Source organism: Psychrobacter cibarius, assembly GCF_904845955.1.
GTDB classification, from domain to species: domain Bacteria; phylum Pseudomonadota; class Gammaproteobacteria; order Pseudomonadales; family Moraxellaceae; genus Psychrobacter; species Psychrobacter cibarius_B.
In genome coordinates this window covers 1-20589 of the sequence record NZ_CAJGYX010000002.1, presented here as the reverse complement: position 1 = coordinate 20589, position 20589 = coordinate 1, and the positions used below count along the sequence as shown (strand labels likewise).

The 20589-nt window shown below is 42.8% G+C and carries 17 protein-coding genes; 3 read left to right on the top strand and 14 right to left on the bottom strand.

Annotated features, from left to right (window positions below; translation table 11 throughout):
- Nucleotides 1–352: 352 nt before the first annotated feature.
- The 10 genes from nqrM to JMV76_RS03445 all read right to left on the bottom strand — a co-directional run bounded on the left by nqrM (nt 353) and on the right by JMV76_RS03445 (nt 9584).
- Nucleotides 353–598: a (Na+)-NQR maturation NqrM gene (nqrM, locus tag JMV76_RS03490; protein ID WP_045453840.1), complete on the bottom strand. Its 246-nt coding sequence runs from the start codon at nt 596–598 to the stop codon at nt 353–355.
- Nucleotides 599–751: 153 nt separating this feature from the next.
- The gene (locus tag JMV76_RS03485; RefSeq protein ID WP_227690073.1) at nt 752–1882 is read right to left on the bottom strand and encodes an FAD:protein FMN transferase; all 1131 of its coding nucleotides are present in this window, start codon (nt 1880–1882) and stop codon (nt 752–754) included.
- Nucleotides 1883–2024: 142 nt separating this feature from the next.
- On the bottom strand, nt 2025–2825 hold the full coding sequence (locus JMV76_RS03480) for an SDR family NAD(P)-dependent oxidoreductase (RefSeq protein ID WP_201501661.1): 801 nt from the start codon (nt 2823–2825) through the stop codon (nt 2025–2027).
- Between the two features lie 204 nt (nt 2826–3029).
- Nucleotides 3030–3257 carry a hypothetical protein gene (locus JMV76_RS03475; RefSeq protein WP_201501660.1) on the bottom strand — a complete coding sequence of 76 codons (228 nt, stop codon included), beginning with the start codon at nt 3255–3257 and terminating at the stop codon, nt 3030–3032.
- A 207-nt stretch (nt 3258–3464) separates the two neighbouring features.
- Nucleotides 3465–4700, bottom strand: coding sequence for an NADH:ubiquinone reductase (Na(+)-transporting) subunit F (gene nqrF / locus JMV76_RS03470; RefSeq protein WP_201501659.1), 1236 nt, complete (start codon nt 4698–4700; stop codon nt 3465–3467).
- A gap of 123 nt (nt 4701–4823) precedes the next feature.
- On the bottom strand, nt 4824–5432 hold the full coding sequence (nqrE, locus tag JMV76_RS03465) for an NADH:ubiquinone reductase (Na(+)-transporting) subunit E (RefSeq protein WP_011281361.1): 609 nt from the start codon (nt 5430–5432) through the stop codon (nt 4824–4826).
- Complete coding sequence (locus JMV76_RS03460) at nt 5432–6103, bottom strand: NADH:ubiquinone reductase (Na(+)-transporting) subunit D (protein ID WP_055125671.1); 672 nt, start codon at nt 6101–6103, stop codon at nt 5432–5434. The genes nqrE and JMV76_RS03460 overlap by 1 nt, the downstream gene beginning before the upstream one ends.
- A gap of 1 nt (nt 6104) precedes the next feature.
- A complete protein-coding gene (locus JMV76_RS03455) occupies nt 6105–7010 on the bottom strand; it encodes a Na(+)-translocating NADH-quinone reductase subunit C (RefSeq protein WP_201501658.1) in 906 nt (301 codons plus the stop codon).
- On the bottom strand, nt 6991–8226 hold the full coding sequence (locus tag JMV76_RS03450) for an NADH:ubiquinone reductase (Na(+)-transporting) subunit B (RefSeq protein ID WP_055125672.1): 1236 nt from the start codon (nt 8224–8226) through the stop codon (nt 6991–6993). The genes JMV76_RS03455 and JMV76_RS03450 overlap by 20 nt, the downstream gene beginning before the upstream one ends.
- A 5-nt stretch (nt 8227–8231) precedes the next feature.
- Complete coding sequence (locus JMV76_RS03445) at nt 8232–9584, bottom strand: Na(+)-translocating NADH-quinone reductase subunit A (RefSeq protein ID WP_201501657.1); 1353 nt, start codon at nt 9582–9584, stop codon at nt 8232–8234.
- A 1113-nt stretch (nt 9585–10697) separates the two neighbouring features.
- Between JMV76_RS03445 and hisA the strand changes: the two genes are divergently transcribed.
- The 3 genes from hisA (at nt 10698) to JMV76_RS03430 (ending at nt 13558) form a co-directional block, all read left to right on the top strand.
- Nucleotides 10698–11435, top strand: a complete 738-nt coding sequence (gene hisA, locus JMV76_RS03440; protein ID WP_045447648.1) for a 1-(5-phosphoribosyl)-5-[(5-phosphoribosylamino)methylideneamino]imidazole-4-carboxamide isomerase — start codon at nt 10698–10700, stop codon at nt 11433–11435.
- Nucleotides 11436–11498: 63 nt separating this feature from the next.
- Complete coding sequence (locus JMV76_RS03435; protein ID WP_201501656.1) at nt 11499–13172, top strand: mechanosensitive ion channel family protein; 1674 nt, start codon at nt 11499–11501, stop codon at nt 13170–13172.
- Between the two features lie 83 nt (nt 13173–13255).
- Complete coding sequence (locus tag JMV76_RS03430; protein ID WP_201501655.1) at nt 13256–13558, top strand: hypothetical protein; 303 nt, start codon at nt 13256–13258, stop codon at nt 13556–13558.
- An 87-nt stretch (nt 13559–13645) separates the two neighbouring features.
- On the opposite strand, the gene rnr is transcribed toward JMV76_RS03430, so the two are convergent.
- The 4 genes from rnr to thrS form a co-directional block, all read right to left on the bottom strand.
- On the bottom strand, nt 13646–15940 hold the full coding sequence (gene rnr / locus JMV76_RS03425) for a ribonuclease R (RefSeq protein ID WP_201501654.1): 2295 nt from the start codon (nt 15938–15940) through the stop codon (nt 13646–13648).
- 142 nt (nt 15941–16082) lie between these two features.
- Nucleotides 16083–17327, bottom strand: a complete 1245-nt coding sequence (locus JMV76_RS03420; protein ID WP_045453830.1) for a toxic anion resistance protein — start codon at nt 17325–17327, stop codon at nt 16083–16085.
- Between the two features lie 329 nt (nt 17328–17656).
- Complete coding sequence (gene infC, locus JMV76_RS03415) at nt 17657–18160, bottom strand: translation initiation factor IF-3 (protein ID WP_045447656.1); 504 nt, start codon at nt 18158–18160, stop codon at nt 17657–17659.
- A 23-nt stretch (nt 18161–18183) separates the two neighbouring features.
- Entirely contained in the window at nt 18184–20118 is a 1935-nt protein-coding gene (gene thrS / locus JMV76_RS03410; protein WP_087815146.1) for a threonine--tRNA ligase, read from the bottom strand.
- Nucleotides 20119–20589: the final 471 nt, after the last annotated feature.

Sequence of the window (20589 nt, the reverse complement as noted above, 5' to 3'; positions counted from 1 at the left end):
AAAACGCACCTAGACGGTGACTAAAATCATTAATTAGAATCGTAAATTAGAACTAGAGATTACTTGCAGAATACAAGATATATGAGTAACCATTTTGAAAGCGCGCTTATCTTCAATCGCCTATCAACTGGATACGGTATTAGATTTATTTAGTCTACTATTATTAACAGGCCTTGCACGTGCCGTATTTATATCCAAGATATCTTAAAGCGATGCTAACTAGATACGTCGCGGCTGGCACAACTAAAAATAGCGCCAGTCCCTTTCAAAGGACTAGACGCTATTATAAGAACAGATGTTAGGTAAATACTACCAGCGTATGGTAACAAACGCGGTATTTATAAAATTTAGTTTATACAGGTCTGCCTAGCTGAGCGGCTTTAAGAGCGTTTTCTTGCTGTTCTGCCACGATTGAATCACACTTATTGGGATCATTTCCACAAAACGAGCAATTTTCATCACCCATTAGTTTAGCAACGCCGCCACAAGATCCTCTAAGCGGCTTCTTTTTAACCATATAACCGATACCCATAAAAATAAAGAACAGAACAAATACGGTAAAGGTAATGGCAAGCATGGGAAGCAATTGACTAAGCATAGAGGAAACCTCGATTTTTAAAAATAGTGTGGCTATGTACTAGGGTAATACCTTAATAGTATAGCAAAACCAGTATAGCAAATTTTTGTATGGATCGTTGATGGTTATCGAGCCGTTTACAGTATTGCGACTAAGCTCTATTGAGACTAAGTTCTAAGGCTGTTTGTCAGCGCGTAATGCTTGCATCGCTGGTGTTTGTACCACTTGCCACTGGTCAGTATTCTTATCAGAACCCGTCGCCTTTGCCTCGTCAGCTAAGACAACAAACAAGGCAGCTATATCTTGTGCTTTGGCTGTTGCAAGGGCTTTTTCATAAGGCATCGCAGTGAGGGCGGTTGCCCACGCATCTGCCAAGGCAACTGAGTTTGCTGCAACGGTTACCGATGGTGCGCCGCCCGCTATAGGCTTGCCAGTGGTTGGGTCAATCGTATGACTGTAGCGCTGACCATCGAATATGACGGAATTACGATAGTTGCCAGAAGTTGCCAAATACATCTGATTATCGGTATTGATGGGTTGACGAATCGCTGATATTGTCTGACGCTCGCTGACCGTACTGTCCTCAATAGGCGCATCAATCGCAATTTGCCACGGCTGCTGTTGGTTATTGACCCCAGAGGTTGCAATCTCACCCCCTATCTCTACCATGTAGTTGCGAATTTGATAGTCATCTCTGAGCACATCGGCAATCACATCGACGCCATAACCTTTAGCAACTGCTGAGAAATCAAGCCCGACGCCATCTTTGGTTTTATAAATACTCTGCTCTTTTTGTATGATGCTCTCAAAATCTACCAAGGCTTTTGCTTGAGCAATCTCAAGTGCTGTTGGCGGACTTTGCAAGCGCTCAACGGTCATGGTGCTACCAAAGCCCCAAGTCTCTACCAATGGCATGACGGTAGGATCAAAGGCGCCACCAGATTGCTGATAGACGATTCGTGACACATCAAGCACGTGAGCAAAATCTGCATCGATAGTGAGGGGGATGTCTTTACCTAACTGGTTGAACTGAGAGATAGTAGAGTCTGCTTGATAGGTAGACATACTGTCATTGATTTGCTGCAAGCGCTTATCAATCGACGCTTGGATGGCCGCTTCATCTGCATCCGCAGGTAGCTGATAACTGATATGGTAGCTCGTTCCCATAGTCTCACCGCTGAGATAATCATAATCTGGCGTTTGCTGGCAAGCACTAAGACTGAATACAGCACTGATAGCCATAACTGGCAATAAAGTGGTTTTCATCGATTTGTTAAACAATGAGAGTGGGGCTAATTTTTGCATTATTGGTGTTTTCATATTAATCACAATAGCTTTTATGGCAAAAGGGTGAGTGGCATGTTCTATTAGCGTGGCCTATTTTACACCCCTTGTCACCCATAACGCCAATCATCGACTTAAAACCTAGTGGCTTAAACGACTAGATTTACTTTACTTTTGATTCACGGATGAGCTTATATAGTTTTGGTGGCGATAGGCGGTTGACTGTGGTCGCCAGTTTTTCTTTAGTGCCTGCCACGATGATATATTCTTCACCCTTAATCAGGGCTTTGACAACTTGTTTAGCAAAGGTAGCTGTGGTTAATCCTTTATTGGTTGCCTCGTCCATCGTTCCTTGCGCGCTACCATCACCAGTCAAGGCATTAATAGAAATACTGGTCTGAATAAATCCTGGAAATATCGTCGCCACCTCTATGCCTTGTTCATGCAGTTCCGCACGCAGACTGTTTGCCCACATATGAAGTGCGGCTTTGGCTGCTCCATAAGCGCCGCGATATTGCGTGCCTAATAAACCTGCGACGCTCGATACCATGACAACTTTGCCGCCACCTTGTGTGACCATATCTGACAATACCAGTCTAGTAAGACGTGTCTGCGCAAAATAATCTATCTCCATAATTTGGCGCTCAACTTCTTCAGTGGTTTCCATAATAAGCGATCGTTGACTGATGCCAGCATTATTAATAAGCCAATCAATTTTTCCAGCTTGAGCTTTAGCTGTCTTATACGCGTCTTTTGCTTGTTTAGCATCGGTGATATCAAAAGGGATGATGAAATGGTTTTTGCTGTTTTTACAGCGGTTTTTGACTGCTACTAATTTTGCCTCATCACGCCCACTTAAAATAATGGTGGCACCACGTTTGGCAAAGGCGATGGCTAATGCTGCGCCTATACCACTAGAAGCACCAGTAATCCAAATGGTCAAATCTTTAATGTTGGTTTTCATAAGAATCCTTTCTTAAATAATTGAAGTTTTGTATACACTTTAGCCAATAGTTTTTTAGCTTAAAAATATTTCTATTTTGAATCTATGGGTTGAATTCCATCATATATTAAATTTCAAACAATAAAAAAGGCATCTAACAAGATGCCCTTAATCTTAACTAAAGATAATTTAATCATATTACAGGAGTTATCTTTCAGCTAATCTTTAACTTGTATAGCGGTAACCTTCTGATTCCATGCAGGAACTAAATAAACTATTTTCTTTTTCACTGTTTACCTTCGCTATGCCAATTTGATATTTACATTTTTGTATAGCGTTATGTGTATCATGTTGAGATATTCCTGCTTTTTTCCAAGTTGACTTAGGAGCACTTGAACAACCTGACAATATTAGAATAGAAGCAAGAACGCTTGTAAATATACTAATTTTCATATTAAAACCTTTTATTGAATTTAAAGATACTAAGCTGTTGTTTAACTAAAACTGACAATAGTTTCAGAAACCAATCATTATTCAATAATAACAATAAACACCTAATATTGTAAGGTTTTAGAAACAAAAAAAGAGCCTCAATTGAGACTCTTTTTTATTTATCACTTTAGAATACTTTTTTACGTAGCCACTTGCTTAGTTACTCACTTAACCGCCGAAGTCATCAAGCATGATGTTTTCATCTTCCACGCCTAAGCTGTGTAGCATGTCGATGACCGCTGCATTCATCATCGGTGGCCCACACATGTAGTATTCACAGTCTTCTGGGTTTGGATGGTCTTTCAGATAATTTTCAAGTAGCACGTTATGGATAAAGCCGGTTGGACCTTCCCAATTGTCTTCTGGTAATGGATCAGACAAAGCCACATGCCACTCAAAGTTATCAAACTCTTCTGCTAGTTGATCATAATCTTCAACATAGAACATCTCGCGGATAGAGCGTGCACCATACCAAAAGCTGATTTTACGCTTAGTATGTAAGCGTTTAAGCTGATCGAAGATGTGCGAGCGCATCGGTGCCATACCTGCACCACCACCAACAAAAATCATTTCAGCTTCAGTTTCTTTGGCAAAGAATTCACCATAAGGACCTGAAACTGTTACTTTGTCGCCAGGTACTAGGCTAAATACCCATGATGACATTTTGCCTGGTGGAATACCGTCAGGACCGCGTGGCGGTGGACTAGCGATACGAATATTAAACTTAATAAGGCCTTTTTCTTCAGGGTAGTTGGCCATCGAGTAAGCACGAATAACTGGCTCATCAACTTTTGAGACATAGTTGAAAATACCAAATTTTTCCCAGTCTTCGCGGTATTCTTCGTCAATGATAAAGTCTTTATAATGCACTTCATGCGGTGGCGCTTCTAACTGTACATAACCACCAGCACGGAAGTTCACTTCTTCGCCATCTGGAATTTTAAGGACCAGCTCTTTAATAAAGGTAGCAACGTTATCATTAGAGAGAACTTCACATTCCCACTTTTGTACATCAAAAAACTCAGGGTCAATCTCGATTTTCATGTCTTGCTTAACGGCTACCTGACAAGCCAAACGCATGTGATTGCGAATTTCGCCTTGAGTAAAATAGCCTTCTTCGGTGGGCAAGATAGAGCCGCCCCCTTCAATAACGCGGCAACGACACTGCGCACAAGTACCACCGCCACCACAGGCTGAAGATAAGAAAATACCTTCGCTTGCAAGGGTTTGTAGTAATTTACCGCCTGCTGGGGTCACGACGTCATTATCGGGATTATCATTGATATGGATGGTAACATCGCCTGAACTGACCAGTCTTGAGCGCGCCGCCAAAATAATGGCAACGAGGCCCATGATGATCAAGGTAAACATAGCAACGCCACCAATCGCCGTAGCGTAATCCATGGTAGGTATCCTTAATCTATGGAGTAGGGGTGCGAAAAGACGTCATTGCGTGTTTCCTGAACCCCTACCGAATAAATGAATTAAATAGGTCAAATCGCTAAATAGGCTGTTAAGCTTAGCGGTCTAAATTGACATACCGCCGAAAGACATAAAGCCAAGTGACATTAGACCAACTGTGATAAAAGTAATACCAAGACCACGCAGCGGTGCTGGAATGTCTGAGTATTTTAACTTTTCACGGATACCGGCCAATGCGGTAATCGCCAATGCCCAACCAAAGCCTGCGCCCACACCATATACGACAGATTCGCCGAAATTATAGTCACGCTCCACCATAAACAGTACACCACCTAAGATGGCACAGTTTACAGTGATGAGTGGCAAGAACACCCCAAGGGCGTTATACAGACTAGGGACGAACTTATCGAGGAACATCTCTAGAATCTGTACGGTCGCAGCAATCAAGCCGATATAACTGAGCAAGCCCAAAAAGCTTAAGTCGATATCAGGGAAACCTGCCCATGCCAGCGCACCATCTTTTAGAATGAACTGAAAGAGTAAGTTGTTTAGCGGTACGGTAATCGCCATCACGACGACCACGGCAACACCCAGACCAATAGCGGTTGAAACCTTCTTTGATACGGCCAAGAAAGTACACATACCTAAGAAATAGGCCAGCGCCATATTCTCAATAAAGACTGAGGTTATAAATAAACTAACATAATGTCCCATTAGTGACCGCCTCCATGTGCCATGCCTTTAGACTGCGGCTTCATTACAAATTCAGCGTCTTCAACCTGCTCAGGTTTCCAGATACGGATAATGGCAATGAACAAACCAATAATAAAGAATGCTGACGGTGGCAACAGTAATAGACCGTTTGGAATATACCAACCGCCATCAGTGACAGGCTGTAGGATGGTAATACCAAACCACGTACCTGAGCCAAGTAGCTCACGGATAGTCGCAACAAACAGCAAAACCGCAGAATAGCCAAGACCATTACCAATACCATCTAAAAAGCTTGGCACTGGTGGATTGCTCATGGCAAATGCTTCGGCACGACCCATCACGATACAGTTGGTGATAATCAAACCAACGAAGACCGACAAGCCTTTACTCACATCATAAGCAACGGCTTTTAGCACCTGATCGACCAAGATAACCAAGGAAGCAATAATGGTCATCTGTACGATAATACGAATGCTTGAAGGGATTTGCTTACGAATGATCGAGATAAAGAAGCTTGAAAACGCCGTGACTAAGGTCAACGCCACACACATTACCATGGCATTGGCCATGCTTGTGGTGACAGCCAGCGCCGAACAGATACCAAGAATCTGTAGGGCAATGGGGTTATTATCAAAAATAGGCGAGGTTAAAATACTTTTAGTGTCAGCCATGTTATGCCTCCTTGCCGTTTGCTACTGGTCGCTTGGCTGCCAGTTCGGTTTCAGGTTGAGCGCTCAGCGTTGATTGCGTAGCTTTTGTATCTGCTGCATTGTCAATCGCTTGACCACTCTCTTTACGTAGCGTATCTAAATAAGGCTTATAACCTTGCTCACCCAACCAAAACTGAATCATGTTACTGACACCGCGACCGGTCAAGGTTGCACCACTGATACCATCGACCCAGTTCTCTTTTGGTGTACCCGCTTTGGTCACACCAGTGGCAACATTACCGTTTTCGTCATATGAGTGGATACCGCTCCACTTCGCACGCCACTCTGGCTCTTCGATACGAGCACCCAGACCTGGGGTTTCTTTATGCTCATAAAAGCTGATACCTTTGATGGTATTCATATCGCTTTCAAGGGTTAAGAAACCATAGATAGTGCCCCATAGTCCATAGCCTTGAATCGGCAAAACAACCATTTCAGGTTTGCCTGCGTCATCTTTTTTAACATAGACTTTGGCATATTTAGGCTTGCGACCAATACCAGCAGGGTCATTGTTGCCTAAATCTTCACTCAGTGCTTTATTCTTAGTCGCTTGGCTTGCGTCATAAGCATTACGATCAGGGATGCCAGCGGCTTTTAGCGCTTCATCATCAACGTAGCTGCCTTTACTTAAGTCAATAATTTCGACATCGAAATCTTTAAAACGTTCAGCAACATCATCTGCTGTATCAGACTCGGCATCGTACATGCCAGCGGCGACCAAGATGTTTTTGTTACGGTCTAAGCGTGCGTTTTCAATTTGAGCAGGTTTTAGACCAACCGCTACTGCTGAAACTAAGACGGAACACACCAAGCATAGCGTCAATGCCACACTGATGGTTTTCGCATTATTACTTTTGGGCTTGGACATAACGAACCCTCCGAGCTGTTTGGCGTTTGATGTTTGCTTGGGTCACAAAGTAATCAAACAATGGAGCAAATAAGTTGGCGAATAAAATGGCCAGCATGATGCCTTCTGGGAAAGCTGGGTTCACGACGCGAATCAATACCGTCATAAAACCAATCAAGATACCATAAGCCCAGCGACCTTTATTGGTATGCGCAGCTGATACAGGATCGGTTGCCATAAACACGGCACCAAAGGCAAAGCCGCCGATCACTAAGTGCCAATAGAACGGCAAGTTCATCATCATATTGTCTTCAGAACCAATCATATTAAAGACAAGAGAAGTAGCAATCAGACCTACCACACAACCTGCCATAATACGCCATGAAGCAATACGCGTCCAAAGTAGAACGACGGCACCCATTAGGATAGCCAGTGTTGATACTTCACCGATACTGCCTTGCATATTACCTAAGAACGCATCACCCCAAGTGATTGCATTACCATAGACGTCGACGAAGTCCTGAGGAACTACGCCTAACGCGGCAAGACCAAGTGGCGTCGCACCAGAGAAACCATCAACAGCTGTCCATACTGAGTCACCAGACATATAGGCAGGGTAAGCAAAGTATAAGAATGCGCGACCCGATAGGGCAGGGTTTAGGAAGTTTTTACCCGTACCACCGAACACTTCTTTTGCGACTACGACACCAAAGATAATACCGAGGGCAACTTGCCATAAAGGAATATCTGGTGGTAAACAAAGCGCAAACAGCACTGAGGTCACAAAGAAACCTTCGTTGACTTCATGGCCGCGCACTACAGCAAAGATAATCTCACAGAGAATACCGACCGCAAAGGTGACGATATAAATCGGTAAAAATTGCATCGCCCCGTAAACGAAGCTTGCCCAGATACTGTCTGGGTTATAGCCTGCCATACTGGTGATAACGGTACGCCAGCCTTCAGGCTGCAAACCAAGGGTTGCAATCGCCGTTAGTGCTTGATGACCGATGTTGTACATACCCCAAAACATGGCTGGGAAAGTACATAACCATACGGTAATCATAATACGCTTTAGGTCGATACCGTCGCGTACGTGTGATGCTGAGTATGTGGTTGAGCTTGGTTGACGCAAAAACGTATCAAACATCTCAAAGATAGCATAGTATTTTTCGTGTTTGCCACCCTTGGTGAAAGACGGCTCCATACGATCGAACATATTGTGTAAAAATTTCATCGTGGTTAGCCCTCCAGCTCAATGCGCGTCAAGTTATCACGCAAAATATCACCGAATTCATATTTGCCAGGAGATACGAAGGTGCATAATGCTAAATCTTCTTCGTCCAATTCGAGCACGCCCAAATCTACGGCGCTAATCATGTCTTCGACAATTAATGCCCGTAGTAACTGTGTCGGCAGATAATCTTGCGGCATGACCTCTTCATAAACCCCGATAGGTACCATCGCTCGCGGTGAACCATTACTCGTGGTCGTAAAGTTATATTTCTTATTACCAAAAAACTTAGAAATATAAATAGGCAGCTTAGAGAAGCGGTTAGTGCCGACACTTAGGAAATGGAACGCTGGACGTTCACGCCCTTCAGGCAGCACACTGATTTGGTTATGAAAGCGACCAAGATAAGCCGTATTGCCAAACACTTTGCGACCTGACAACACCGAACCGGAAATAATACGGTTCTCGCTAGCCGCCAGCTGTCCTTTGGTCAGAGCAGCGATATCAGCACCGCGCTCAGTAGCCACCAAACGTGGCTTGGTGACCGCAGGACCTGCCAAACTAATGATACGGCGCGTATATAAGCGACCGCTGGTGAATAGCTTACCAATCGCAATCACGTCTTGATAGCCAATCGTCCATACGGTCACACCGCGCATGATTGGGTGCAAAAAGTGAATGTGCGTGCCAGCCAGACCAGCAGGATGCTTACCAGCAAAGCTATGATACTCAGTGACATTATTAGCCGCCGTTTTGGCAACTGGCGTCAACTGGGCATCACCATGATGGCAAACAAAGGTCTTGGGGCTGAGTGTCGATAAGACAGCAAGTCCGTCATTGAACGCTTGCAACTGATCGTTAATCAGCAGCATTGGGTCAAATGCTAATGGATTGGTATCCATAGCGGTGACAAAAATAGCATGAGGACGGGCACCGATTTCTGGCGCACGGCTATAAGGGCGCGTGCGAAACGCGGTCCATTCGCCAGAGGCAAGCAGTTGGGTTTCAACAACTTCAGCGTCTAGGTCAGCAAGTTGCTGGGAGTCATAGCGCTCGAAGTCTACTTCTTCACCGTTTGGGTCGACCGCAATCACAAGGCTCTCAAACACACGACGTTCACCGCGTTTAATCGCGACGACTTTACCAGCAGCAGGGGCAGTATAGATAACGCCAACTCGTTTTTTGTCTTCAAAAACGGGCTGACCCTTTGCTACGATATCACCTTCTTTGACATTCATCGTGGGCTTCATGCCCACATAATCATAGCCAATAACGGCGACATGTGTCGGTTGGTGCTCAGATATCTCGCGGGATGATTCACCGGTGATGGGCAAATCCAAACCTTTTTTGATGGTAATCATAAGCGAAAACTTAGTCCATAGTCTAAAACGATACCAGACGTCCTGTTTGGTATATCGGTAGCATGAACATCTGCGTCATTCAATAAAGCCCCCACGTCTCTCTTCCTATAGTAGGATAGTGACAAAGGGTCTCTAAAAATAACGCATGATCATAACTACTAGTAAGAGTATTAACGCTGACCTTAGACTCCTTAACAACACGTTAATGTCTTATTCGAATGACCAAAGTGGCGACTGGCTACCAAGGTGTATGTTAAAACCATCAAATCAAACGCAATCGTTCAAGCCTTTAGCGAAAATGATTGTGTAGACAATAGCTCTATCATACGTTTCATTGAAAATTAAAGCTTGTAACACCAGCGCAATTGACCACCCTTATCGGTTTGGTATCTTGTTAATAGATACGCAATTAGATAAGAATATAGCCAAAAGATGATCTATCGAAATAGATGATAAACTGGTTGATAGACAAACTAGCGAAGCCATTATTAAGTAGATTTCACTCACATCAATAAGCGGCTATACAGCTAGTAATGACTGTTCTAAAATAGTTAGCTAGTGATAGAGATACGATAGAGACTATAAAAAAGAAAGAGGCGTCATTAGAGTTTAGTGCTGTAGAGTAGACTGTTTAGAGGCCACCAGTTGAAATTTCTAATATAACCCTTCTTAGCAATATGTCAGCCAACATCAAAAAGATGCACTGAACTGCTGCTCGACTCATCCTGACCGCTATGCAACACTAAGCCATAAATGACCCAATAAAAAGCGCAGCGCATGGTTACTATCACATAGAAACAAATAAAAATTTACCTAGGATTATACGCTAAATTGACCTAAAATTGCCAGTCAGTAATTGAATTTATCTAATGTTGCCAGTGATTCAATGTATTAAAACTTATGGTTATGATTGACAGTTTTTTTATGGTCATTGCTATCTATCGAAGTGGATTTCGGGTCTATCATGGATAGCTTTTGATTTATCTATATATTAAGTCACTTTTGACTGATGTTTTTATGCGTGTTTAGAGGGTGTTGAACGTTCAATACACTCTGATTTTTAAATTTACTTTTCTAAATATATTTATTGTTGTGCTTTATAAGGAATGCTATATGTGTGCTGTGCCTGTCATTATCCCGGCTATTGATTTAAAAGATGGTAAATGTGTCCGCTTAAAACAAGGCCGTATGGAGGATGATACGGTTTTTTCTAATGATCCAGTGGCCATGGCAGCACGCTGGGTAGAGGAAGGTGCACGTCGACTGCATTTGGTTGATTTGAATGGGGCATTTGACGGCGTACCCGTTCATAGACAAGTGGTGAATGATATTACTAAAGCGTATCCGAATCTGCCTATTCAGTTGGGCGGCGGTGTGCGCAATATGAACACCATTGAGCAATATATTACGGCTGGTTTGACTTATATCATCATTGGTACAAAAGCGGTCGAAGATCCTGAGTTTGTCGCAGAAGCTTGCCGCGAATTTCCGGGTCATATCATTGTAGGTATCGATGCTAAAGATGGCATGGTTGCCACTCATGGCTGGGCAAATGTGACGGATACCAAGGCGACCGAGCTTGCGAAGCGCTTTGCAGATGTTGGCGTATCGTCGATTGTATACACCGATATCAACCGCGATGGCATGATGCAAGGCGTCAACGTTGAACAAACTGTCAATTTAGCACGTGAAGGCGGCTTGCCTGTGATTGCCTCAGGCGGCGTGACCAATATGAAAGATATCGAACTGCTGAAACCTTATGGCGATTGTATTGAAGGTATCATTACTGGTCGCGCAATCTATGAAGGCACGTTAAACTTGGGCGAGGCACAAGTTTATTTGGACAGTTAATGATTATTGAACATTTAGTAAAGAAAGATGAGTACGAAAATCTATAAAAAGCAAAGGATGCTTATGAACACTCACTTTGACCGTTCAACGATGCGCGATTTTATAAAAGCGTGCGGTCAAATGCTGTTGTTACTAAGCATCCTTTTTGCCTTTCCAGTGTATGCGGCCGGTGAAGAGGTGACTGGTATCACCACTGCATTGGGGATAGATACAGCAGAAAATCCGGCAGCTGATAAACCTTTGCTTGATGCGACATCAGAAGAGGAAGCTTCAGCATCTCCAGTGGTCATACCTGAACCAGCGCCACCACCCATAATCAGTGGTGAGGGCACCAATAATGCGCAAATCGAAACCACTCCTACTCCGCAAAAAGACAATGACATTCGTCAACGTATTCAGGGTATTTTTTCTGAAATAGAAGGTCTGCAGGCTGTCAATGTCAGCGTTACGCAAGGTGTTGTCACCTTAACCGGAGAGACGCCGAACGAGAAAAAAGCGCAACAAGCCATTAATTTGACCAACCGTCTGACAGATGTGGTCACTGTCGAAGATCGAATTGATCGTACCCTTGATGTTCAAGACAATGTCACTACCGTTTATCAAGGTCTTAAAGCACAAGCCAAAAATCTGGTCAAAGCCTTGCCACTCCTATTGGTCGGCATTGTCCTATTTGCATTGGTGACATGGTTTGGTAGTTGGCTGTCTAATCGCAAAAAAATGTGGCAACGGCTCACGCCCAATCCGTTTGTCGCCGAATTGCTGTCACAAACCGTTAAAGTTATTTTTATTATTTTCGGTTTGATTCTTGCACTGAGTTTGATAGGCGCCGAAACCATTTTAGGCACTTTGCTTGGCGGTGCAGGCGTTATCGGTATTGCCGTTGGTTTTGCGGTTAAAGACACTATTGAGAATTACATTGCCTCGCTCATGCTCAGTATTCGCCAACCATTTCGCGCACGTGATCATATTTTGATTAATAATCAAGAGGGGATTGTAGTACGGCTAACCTCACGTGCGACTATTCTAATGACCTTAGATGGCAATCAGTTGCGCATTCCTAATGCTGAAGTATTTAAAGCAACGATTTTAAATTACACCAAAAATCCAGAACGTCGATTTACCTTTGAGTTAGGCGTTGATGCCAATGATGATCCATTAGCGGCTATCAAGGTCGGACTGGATGCGATACATACATTAGCATTCGTTTTAGATGAGCCAAAAGCAGTGGCTGTCATTACCAATGTTGGCGACTCTAATATTATTTTAGAATTTCAAATTTGGGTGGATCAATCAGATACGGATTTCTCAAAAGCACGCAGTATTGCCATTCGTGAGACCAAGCATGCGTTAGAAAATGAAGGCTTCAGCTTGCCTGAACCGATTTATCGTTTGCGTTTTAATAGTAACTTAGAAAAAGCATTTGAGAATATGCAGGCTAACGCTAACGCTAACGCTAACGCTAACGCTAACGCTAACACTGATAGTGCTAAGTCAGATATGACAATTACGCCAATCATGCCCAAAGTGACCGATAAAAACCAGAATAAAGATAATAGCGTTGATGACAAGGACAAAAAACAAGCAAAGGCTCGTGCCAAATTGATTTTACAAGGTCGTAATGCTGATGAGGTGCTTAACGCTCGTCCCGACGACAAACTCATGGAAAAAGTTGAACAGGAAATTGCAGAAAGCTCTGACGAGACTGATTTACTGAATAATAATAGCCCGCAAGAATAATTTGCAAAAACCTGCCAAAAACTAGGCATAAAAAATGCAACGAAACGTATATCTGATTATCATTCAAATACGAGACATTTTTTATGCAAATGAAACACTTGATTATATTCGCCCTAGTGGGCATGGTTGCGTTACTAGGTTTTAACCTCATTAATGGCAATCAACGTGAGAAAGATAGAGAAGCAGTCATAAGTGACGCAGGATCTGAGCAATCTCCCGATACAGCGTTACCAAATACGGATGATGTAGAAAGTGGCTCAGTAGATGTCGCAAGCCAGCCACTTGGCAAACAACCTAAAGCCATTCTCGATAATGCTACCGCGAAAATAGATCAGGCTCAGGAAGCAGACAAGGAACGTCTAGACCAGATGAGTAATACGCAATAATGATTTAAATAGTTGTTATAAAATACCACGCACAAAAAAGGCCAACGTCATCGTTGGCCTTTTTATTATTTGAAGTGTTTGCTAACACTAGCTTTTCTTACTTGCACCTTTACTACGGCTGCCAGTCTTTTTAGCGGGGCTTCTTCTATCAGTACTTTTCTTCTCAGTGCCTTTCTTAGAAGGCGCGCTCTTCGTTTGATTCATTTCACTAGATTGCAATTTAGCTTTTAAATCAAAGTCAATTTGTAGCAGATCCATATTGACGCCAGCAACTTTCACTTTAACGCGATCGCCCAGTCCGAACAATGTCCCTTTGTCTTTACCGATCAGCTGTTGTTGCTGTTCATCGTAAACAAAGAAGTCATCACCGACATTAGAGATGTGAACCAAACCATCGATATATAAGTCAGTCAAGGTAACAAACAAACCGAAGCTTGTGACTGTAGTAACCACACCTTCGAACTCTTCACCAACATGATCTTTCATATAGTGACACTTGAGCCAAGACTCTACATAGCGTGAGGCTTTTTCGGCACGGCGCTCAGTATCTGAGGTTTGCGTGCCAGCCGCTTCAAGAGAAAAGTCCATCACTGGCTGCTGAGTATTGGTCACTTTTGCTTTGATGGCACGATGCAGCATCAAATCAGGGTAACGACGAATCGGCGAGGTGAAGTGGCTATATTCGTCATAAGCTAGCCCAAAGTGACCGATATTGTCAGGTGCATAGTTTGCTTGCATCATTGAACGCAACAGCATGCTGTGGATACTAATCGCATCGGGTCTGTCTTTGGTGGCTTCAATAATGCGCTGATAATCGGCTTGCGTTGGATTTTCTTCTGGGAAGCTTAAACCAAAGTTCTTTGCGTATTCGTGAATACGCATTGATTTTTCGCCATCAGGTTTGTCATGGTTACGATATAAGACAGGAAGCTCATGCTTGAGTGCAAAGTTCGCTGCACAAGTATTGGCCAGCAGCATACATTCTTCAATGAGTTTTTGAGCATCACCGCGAGTACGCGGTAGGATTGCTTCGATACCACCTTTCTCATTAAACTTAATGTAGGTCTCAACCGTCTCAAACTCCATTGCATGGCGCTCTTCACGCTTTTTCAGCAGTAGCTCATACAATTGATGTAAGGTATCGACAGATTTTTTGACGTCTTTATTACCCGTGAGAGAGGTAGGTACGCTCTTATCTTCTGGATTCTCAAGATAAGCATTCACTTGATTATAGGTTAAGCGTGCTTGTGAGTGCATGACAGCAGGGTAGAACTCATAACCAGTCACTTTGCCTGCCCGCGATATTTTGATATCAGCGACCATACAAAGACGATCACGGTCAGGATTTAGTGAGCACAGACCATTAGAGAGTACTTCTGGCAACATTGGAATCACGCGATGCGGGAAATATACGGACGTACCGCGCTCGTAGGCATCTTTATCAAGTGGCGAGTTTGGTGTAACGTAATAACTGACATCAGCAATCGCCACTAAGACACGATAGTTGCCACCAGAGCGTTTTTCGGCAAATACGGCATCATCAAAATCACGTGCATCTTCACCGTCGATAGTCACCAGCGGCAAATCACGCAAATCTGTACGACCTTTTAAATCTTTTTCAGTCGGCTCTTGATAATCGTTGGCTTGCTTCAGTGCTGCTTCGCTAAAATCTGATGGGATGTCATAATTGAGTAAGGTGGTTTCGATAATCAGTTCGCGATCATTGTCATCAGACAGTACTTCGGTGATTTTACCCGTTGCAAATTCATGCTGATTTGGCCAATCAATAACATCAACCTTAACAGGAGATCCTTGCTTGGCATTCATCGCTTGTACATTTTCTTCAGTGACGGTAATCGGCTGGTGATTATTTGGACTACCAAGCTCGACACAGTAGCCATCTTCATCACGCGCTAATGTACCAATGAAGTTGTTTTGGCGACGTTCAACGACATCGACGATACGTCCTTCTATGCGCCCACGATTGTCTGTCGATGTACCGACTGCATCTACGGTATCACCGTTGAAAACCCAGCGCATTTGCTTTTCATGCAAAAACAAATCTGGCATATCGCTTAATAATACAAAGCCAAAGCCTTTAGGATGTGCAGAAACTGTACCTCTGACGACATCTTGCTTGGTCACCGTGCGATAGCGATAAGGACGACCGTCGCGGTTTACTTGTCCATCGCGTGCCATGGCTTTTAGGCGATTGCCTAAAGCGTCAAACTGGTCTGGGTCATCAATATTAAAGGCTTTTGCCAATTGTTGATGCGTGACTTCACCATGCTCATTAATCGTACTGAGTATCAGTTCGCGACTAGGGATAGGATTGTCATATCTTTTTGCCTCACTTGAGGCGTTTGGATCGTTCCAACTCATAAATTACCGTATCTATTTTTAAAATTATTAATAATGACTATCTTAACACGAACGACGTTGCAATATCTTGCGTCAATTGTCTTAAGTGTATTTGGTAGCAGGAAGTGGCCACCTGTAATAGGCAACAACTATTAAAAACAAATCAAATGTCGATATCGACTGTACTTGATCTATTGGTTATCTTCTTACTGTCTATCTCTTTCGACACTTCTAGTACTGTTGTTTGATTAGACTTATCCAAGTATTTCTGAGCCTTATCGACTTCAGTAGTCAAAGTATTGACCGTCTGTTTCATGTTCTCTAGCGCTTCAATTTTATAATTGCTAATCATATCCATCGTATCATAGACGTTATTGAAAGCGTTTTGCAATTTATCAAGCTCAATGCTGCTACTGGTCGCTTGCTCATGGATTTCACCTGACTGACGTTTTAGCATCGCTGAGGTCGATTCAATCAAGCTGCTGGTGGTTTTATTTAAAGCAGTAATTTGATCAAGCACCAGTTTTTGATTGGTCATTGCTTGTGCAACCACGACCGCTGTACGTAATGCAGATACGGTGGTTGTGGTGGCTCGATCAACGCCTTTTATCAATTCTAAGTTATTGCGGCGAATGGTATCGAGCGCTAAATAGCCTTGCACGTTCACGGCTAACTGAGTTAAAAAGTCGGTGTTTTTTTGACGCACATAAAACAACATCTCTTCTTTAATAATGCGTGCTTTTTCGGGATCGGTCGCTTCTATCGCATAAACCTTTTGTTCTAACTGCTCATCGATTTTTTTGCCGACATAAACGTATTGGCGTATGGATTGCATCAGCTCCCACATATTGACTTTTTCTTGCTCAATCATCGCATTGTCTTTGAGCAGCTCATCCTTACCATTATATAGACTGGTAACAACCGCATTAATATGCGACTGTGCAGATTCGTATTGACGGAAGTAATCCTGTACTTTATTGCCAAATGGGATGAGACCGAATAACTTACGCGAGCTGGTCAGCTCTTTTTTACTGGGATCTAAATCTTCGACGATGCCGCGCAACTCAGTCAATGACTTGGCGATAGGGGAATTATCAAACAAGCTGTCATTGAGACTTTTGGCGGGTAAATCAAGCATACGATTAGACACTTGGGCTGATTCACGAATCTCTTTGGTGCCGAGATTGTGAATCGATTGCACATTTTGCTGAAATTCAGCGCTGTGTACAGAATTGTTAATCACATGATCAACAAAGGCATCGACCTTGGCATCAAGCTCGGGGATTTGGCTGTCATCCAATTTGACCATTTGATCTGCTTCGCTTTTTTGTATTTCTCTCACAGGTTCAGGCGCGGTTAGAGAAATACTTGGCGTCGTTGCATTTTCTGGTGGGGTCAATTCTTGCATGAAATTTCCTTCAATATTGGATAAAAGTAGTGTTTTTGTCAACGACTCTGATGGTCGTGATATACGTTATTTTTATACACTTACTAGAAATTTTTAATAAATGCTGATTAGCAAATATAAAACAGACCTTTAGATTACCGCGTAATCAAATGGTTGAGAAGGTAGGTTTTGTAAAATAGAGTCAGCCAATTATATCTGACTAAACATATTTAAAAGAGATATGTATCTATGTATCTATGTACACAATAAAAAACCATCAATATCCCGCAGTATATTGATGGTTAAGGTTATACATATCTATATTGACTAACAGCCATCTAATAAACAGATTACTTTTTCTTAGTTGGCCCAAGCAGCATACCCATCTGACGACCTTCCATCTTAGGATATTGCTCAACGTTAGCAATCTCAGCAGTATCTTCGATAATACGATCTAGCTGCTTGCGACCAATCTCTTGGTGCGCCATTTCACGGCCACGAAAGCGAATACTGATTTTAACTTTGTCTTGGTCTTCCAAAAAGCTGACGATTTTTTTCAGTTTAACCTGATAATCAGCTTCTTCAGTACTAGGACGCAGCTTCATCTCTTTTAGCTGAGTTTGCTTTTGGTTCTTTTTAGCTTCTTTCGCCTTTTGCTTTTGATCATAGAGGAAATGCTTATAATCCATGATTTTGCATACTGGCGGTTTGGCTTCAGGAACCAATTCGACCAAATCTAGACTGTCTTCACGTGCCGCTTTCATCGCGGTTTCGATATCGACCACGCCCATCTGTTCGCCGTCTTCTTTAACGAGACGGACTTCTTTGGCTGTGATATCTTCGTTGATGTTCAAACGGTTTGACTGTTTAATAGGTATTACTCCTCATCTGTTTTTGGGGTCTGTCGGCCTTTGTCGCTGACAGCGGTCTGTACTAATGTAATAAATTCTGGAACACTCATCACGCCAAGGTTTTCACCTTCACGAGTACGGACATTGACACTGCCCGATTCGACTTCTTTATCCCCTAATACTAGCATATAGGGAACGCGTTCTAATGTTTTCTCTCGTATCTTAAATCCAATCTTTTCGTTACGCAAGTCACTAATAGCTCGCAAACCTGACTTTTTGAGTTCGCTGACCACATTTTCACAAGCATCTGCCTGTTTATCAGTGATATTCATCACCACCACTTGTTGCGGCGCTAGCCAAACGGGCATCCAACCAGCATAGTTTTCAATCAATATACCGATGAAGCGCTCGAATGAACCTAAGATGGCACGGTGCAACATAATAGGTACTTCGCGCTCGTTTTGCTCATTGACGAATTCTGCGTCAAGGCGTTCAGGCATGTTTGGGTCAACCTGAATCGTACCGCACTGCCAGACGCGACCTAAAGAATCTTTTAAACTAAATTCAATCTTCGGACCATAGAATGCACCTTCACCTGGTAGATAAGCCCAATCAAGACCTGAACTATCTAATGCATCGGCCAAAGCTTTTTCGGCAAAATCCCAAGACTCATCACTACCAACCCGTTTTTCAGGGCGAGTCGAGAGTTTCATAATGATATTGTCAAAACCAAAGTCTTCATAAACGGCAAGGGTTAGCTTAATAAAGTCAGCGACTTCTTGCTGGATTTGCGACTGTGTGCAGAAGATATGAGCATCATCTTGGGTAAAGCCGCGTACACGCATCAAACCATGTAGTGAACCTGATGGCTCGTTTCGATGGCATGAGCCAAACTCTGCCATACGTAATGGCAAATCACGGTAAGATTTCAAGCCTTGGTTAAAGACTTGCACGTGGCACGGGCAGTTCATTGGTTTTACCGCATAATCACGATTTTCGCTGGCAGTCGTGAACATATTGGTAGCATAGTTGCCCCAATGTCCCGAACGCTCCCACAGGCTACGATCAACGATTTGTGGCGTTTTAATTTCTTCATAGCCATTATCATGCTGTACTTTACGCATATACTGCTCAAGTACTTGATATATCGTCCAACCATTCGCATGCCAAAACACCATACCGGGTGCTTGCTCTTGCATATGGAACAGATTTAACGCTTTACCAATTTTACGATGGTCACGTTTTTCGGCTTCTTCGATACGCTGAATATAGGCTTTTAAATCTTTTTTATCCGCCCATGCTGTACCATAGATACGTTGCAGTTGCTCGTTCTTGGCATCACCGCGCCAATATGCACCAGACATTTTGGTCAGTTTGAATACTTTCAAAAATCTGGTGTTCGGCACGTGTGGACCACGGCACATATCGACATATTCTTGATGATGATAGAGACCAAAGGCTTCTTCGCCTGGCATATCATTAATCAGCTTAAGCTTATAGTCTTCACCACGTTCTTCAAAGATTTTAATGACTTCATCGCGTGGCGTTATTTTTTTGATAACGTCATAATCTTGCTTGATTAGCTCCATCATGCGTTTTTCAATGGCTGCCATATGCTCAGGCGTAAATGGTGTTTCGCTATAAATGTCATAATAAAAACCATCATCAATAACGGGACCAATCACCATTTTTACATCAGGATATAACTGCTTAACCGCATGACCTAATAGGTGAGCACAAGAATGGCGAATGATATCGACACCGTCATCATCTTTTGGTGTCACGATTTCAACCTTAGCATCATGAGCGATAGGGTCGTGCGCATCAACTAGATGACCATCTACGCGTCCGGCGACCGTCGCTTTAGCCAATCCTGCACCAATGCTTTGTGCCACTTCCATGACGGTGGTACTACCTTCGAAGTTTTTTACGCTACCATCGGGTAAAGTAATCGCTACCATAATCTATTCACCTTTTTGCGTCCGTTGGCAGTGATGATTGCAACCATCAATCATATAACCGCAAGACTGCGTCAATTATATCCAACTGCTATGATATGTTATAAGAGATAGATATCACTTAAAGGCAAAATTTCAAACAATCAACCGTTGAATAATCAAGGTCAATAAGAAATGCCATTAAGCAATATTATAAAGTCAGCTATTATAGCAAAAACTGTGTATCAACACTAGATAGTAAGGGATTAGGTCGGCTTCTATATATAGATGCTATCTGTAAGAATATCAAGAAGTGTAAATCATAGTTAGCTAAGGACACAGCGAAGGCAATTATCAGTAAACAGATAAATATGCCAAAAAGTCAGTATAGAGCCTCAAAATTTTAGCTTAAAGTAAGTTCTTAATGGCAACGCTATAGATGACAATTAATGAATATCGATAGATACTGTTTAAAGCTGAGTCATTATTTAAGCG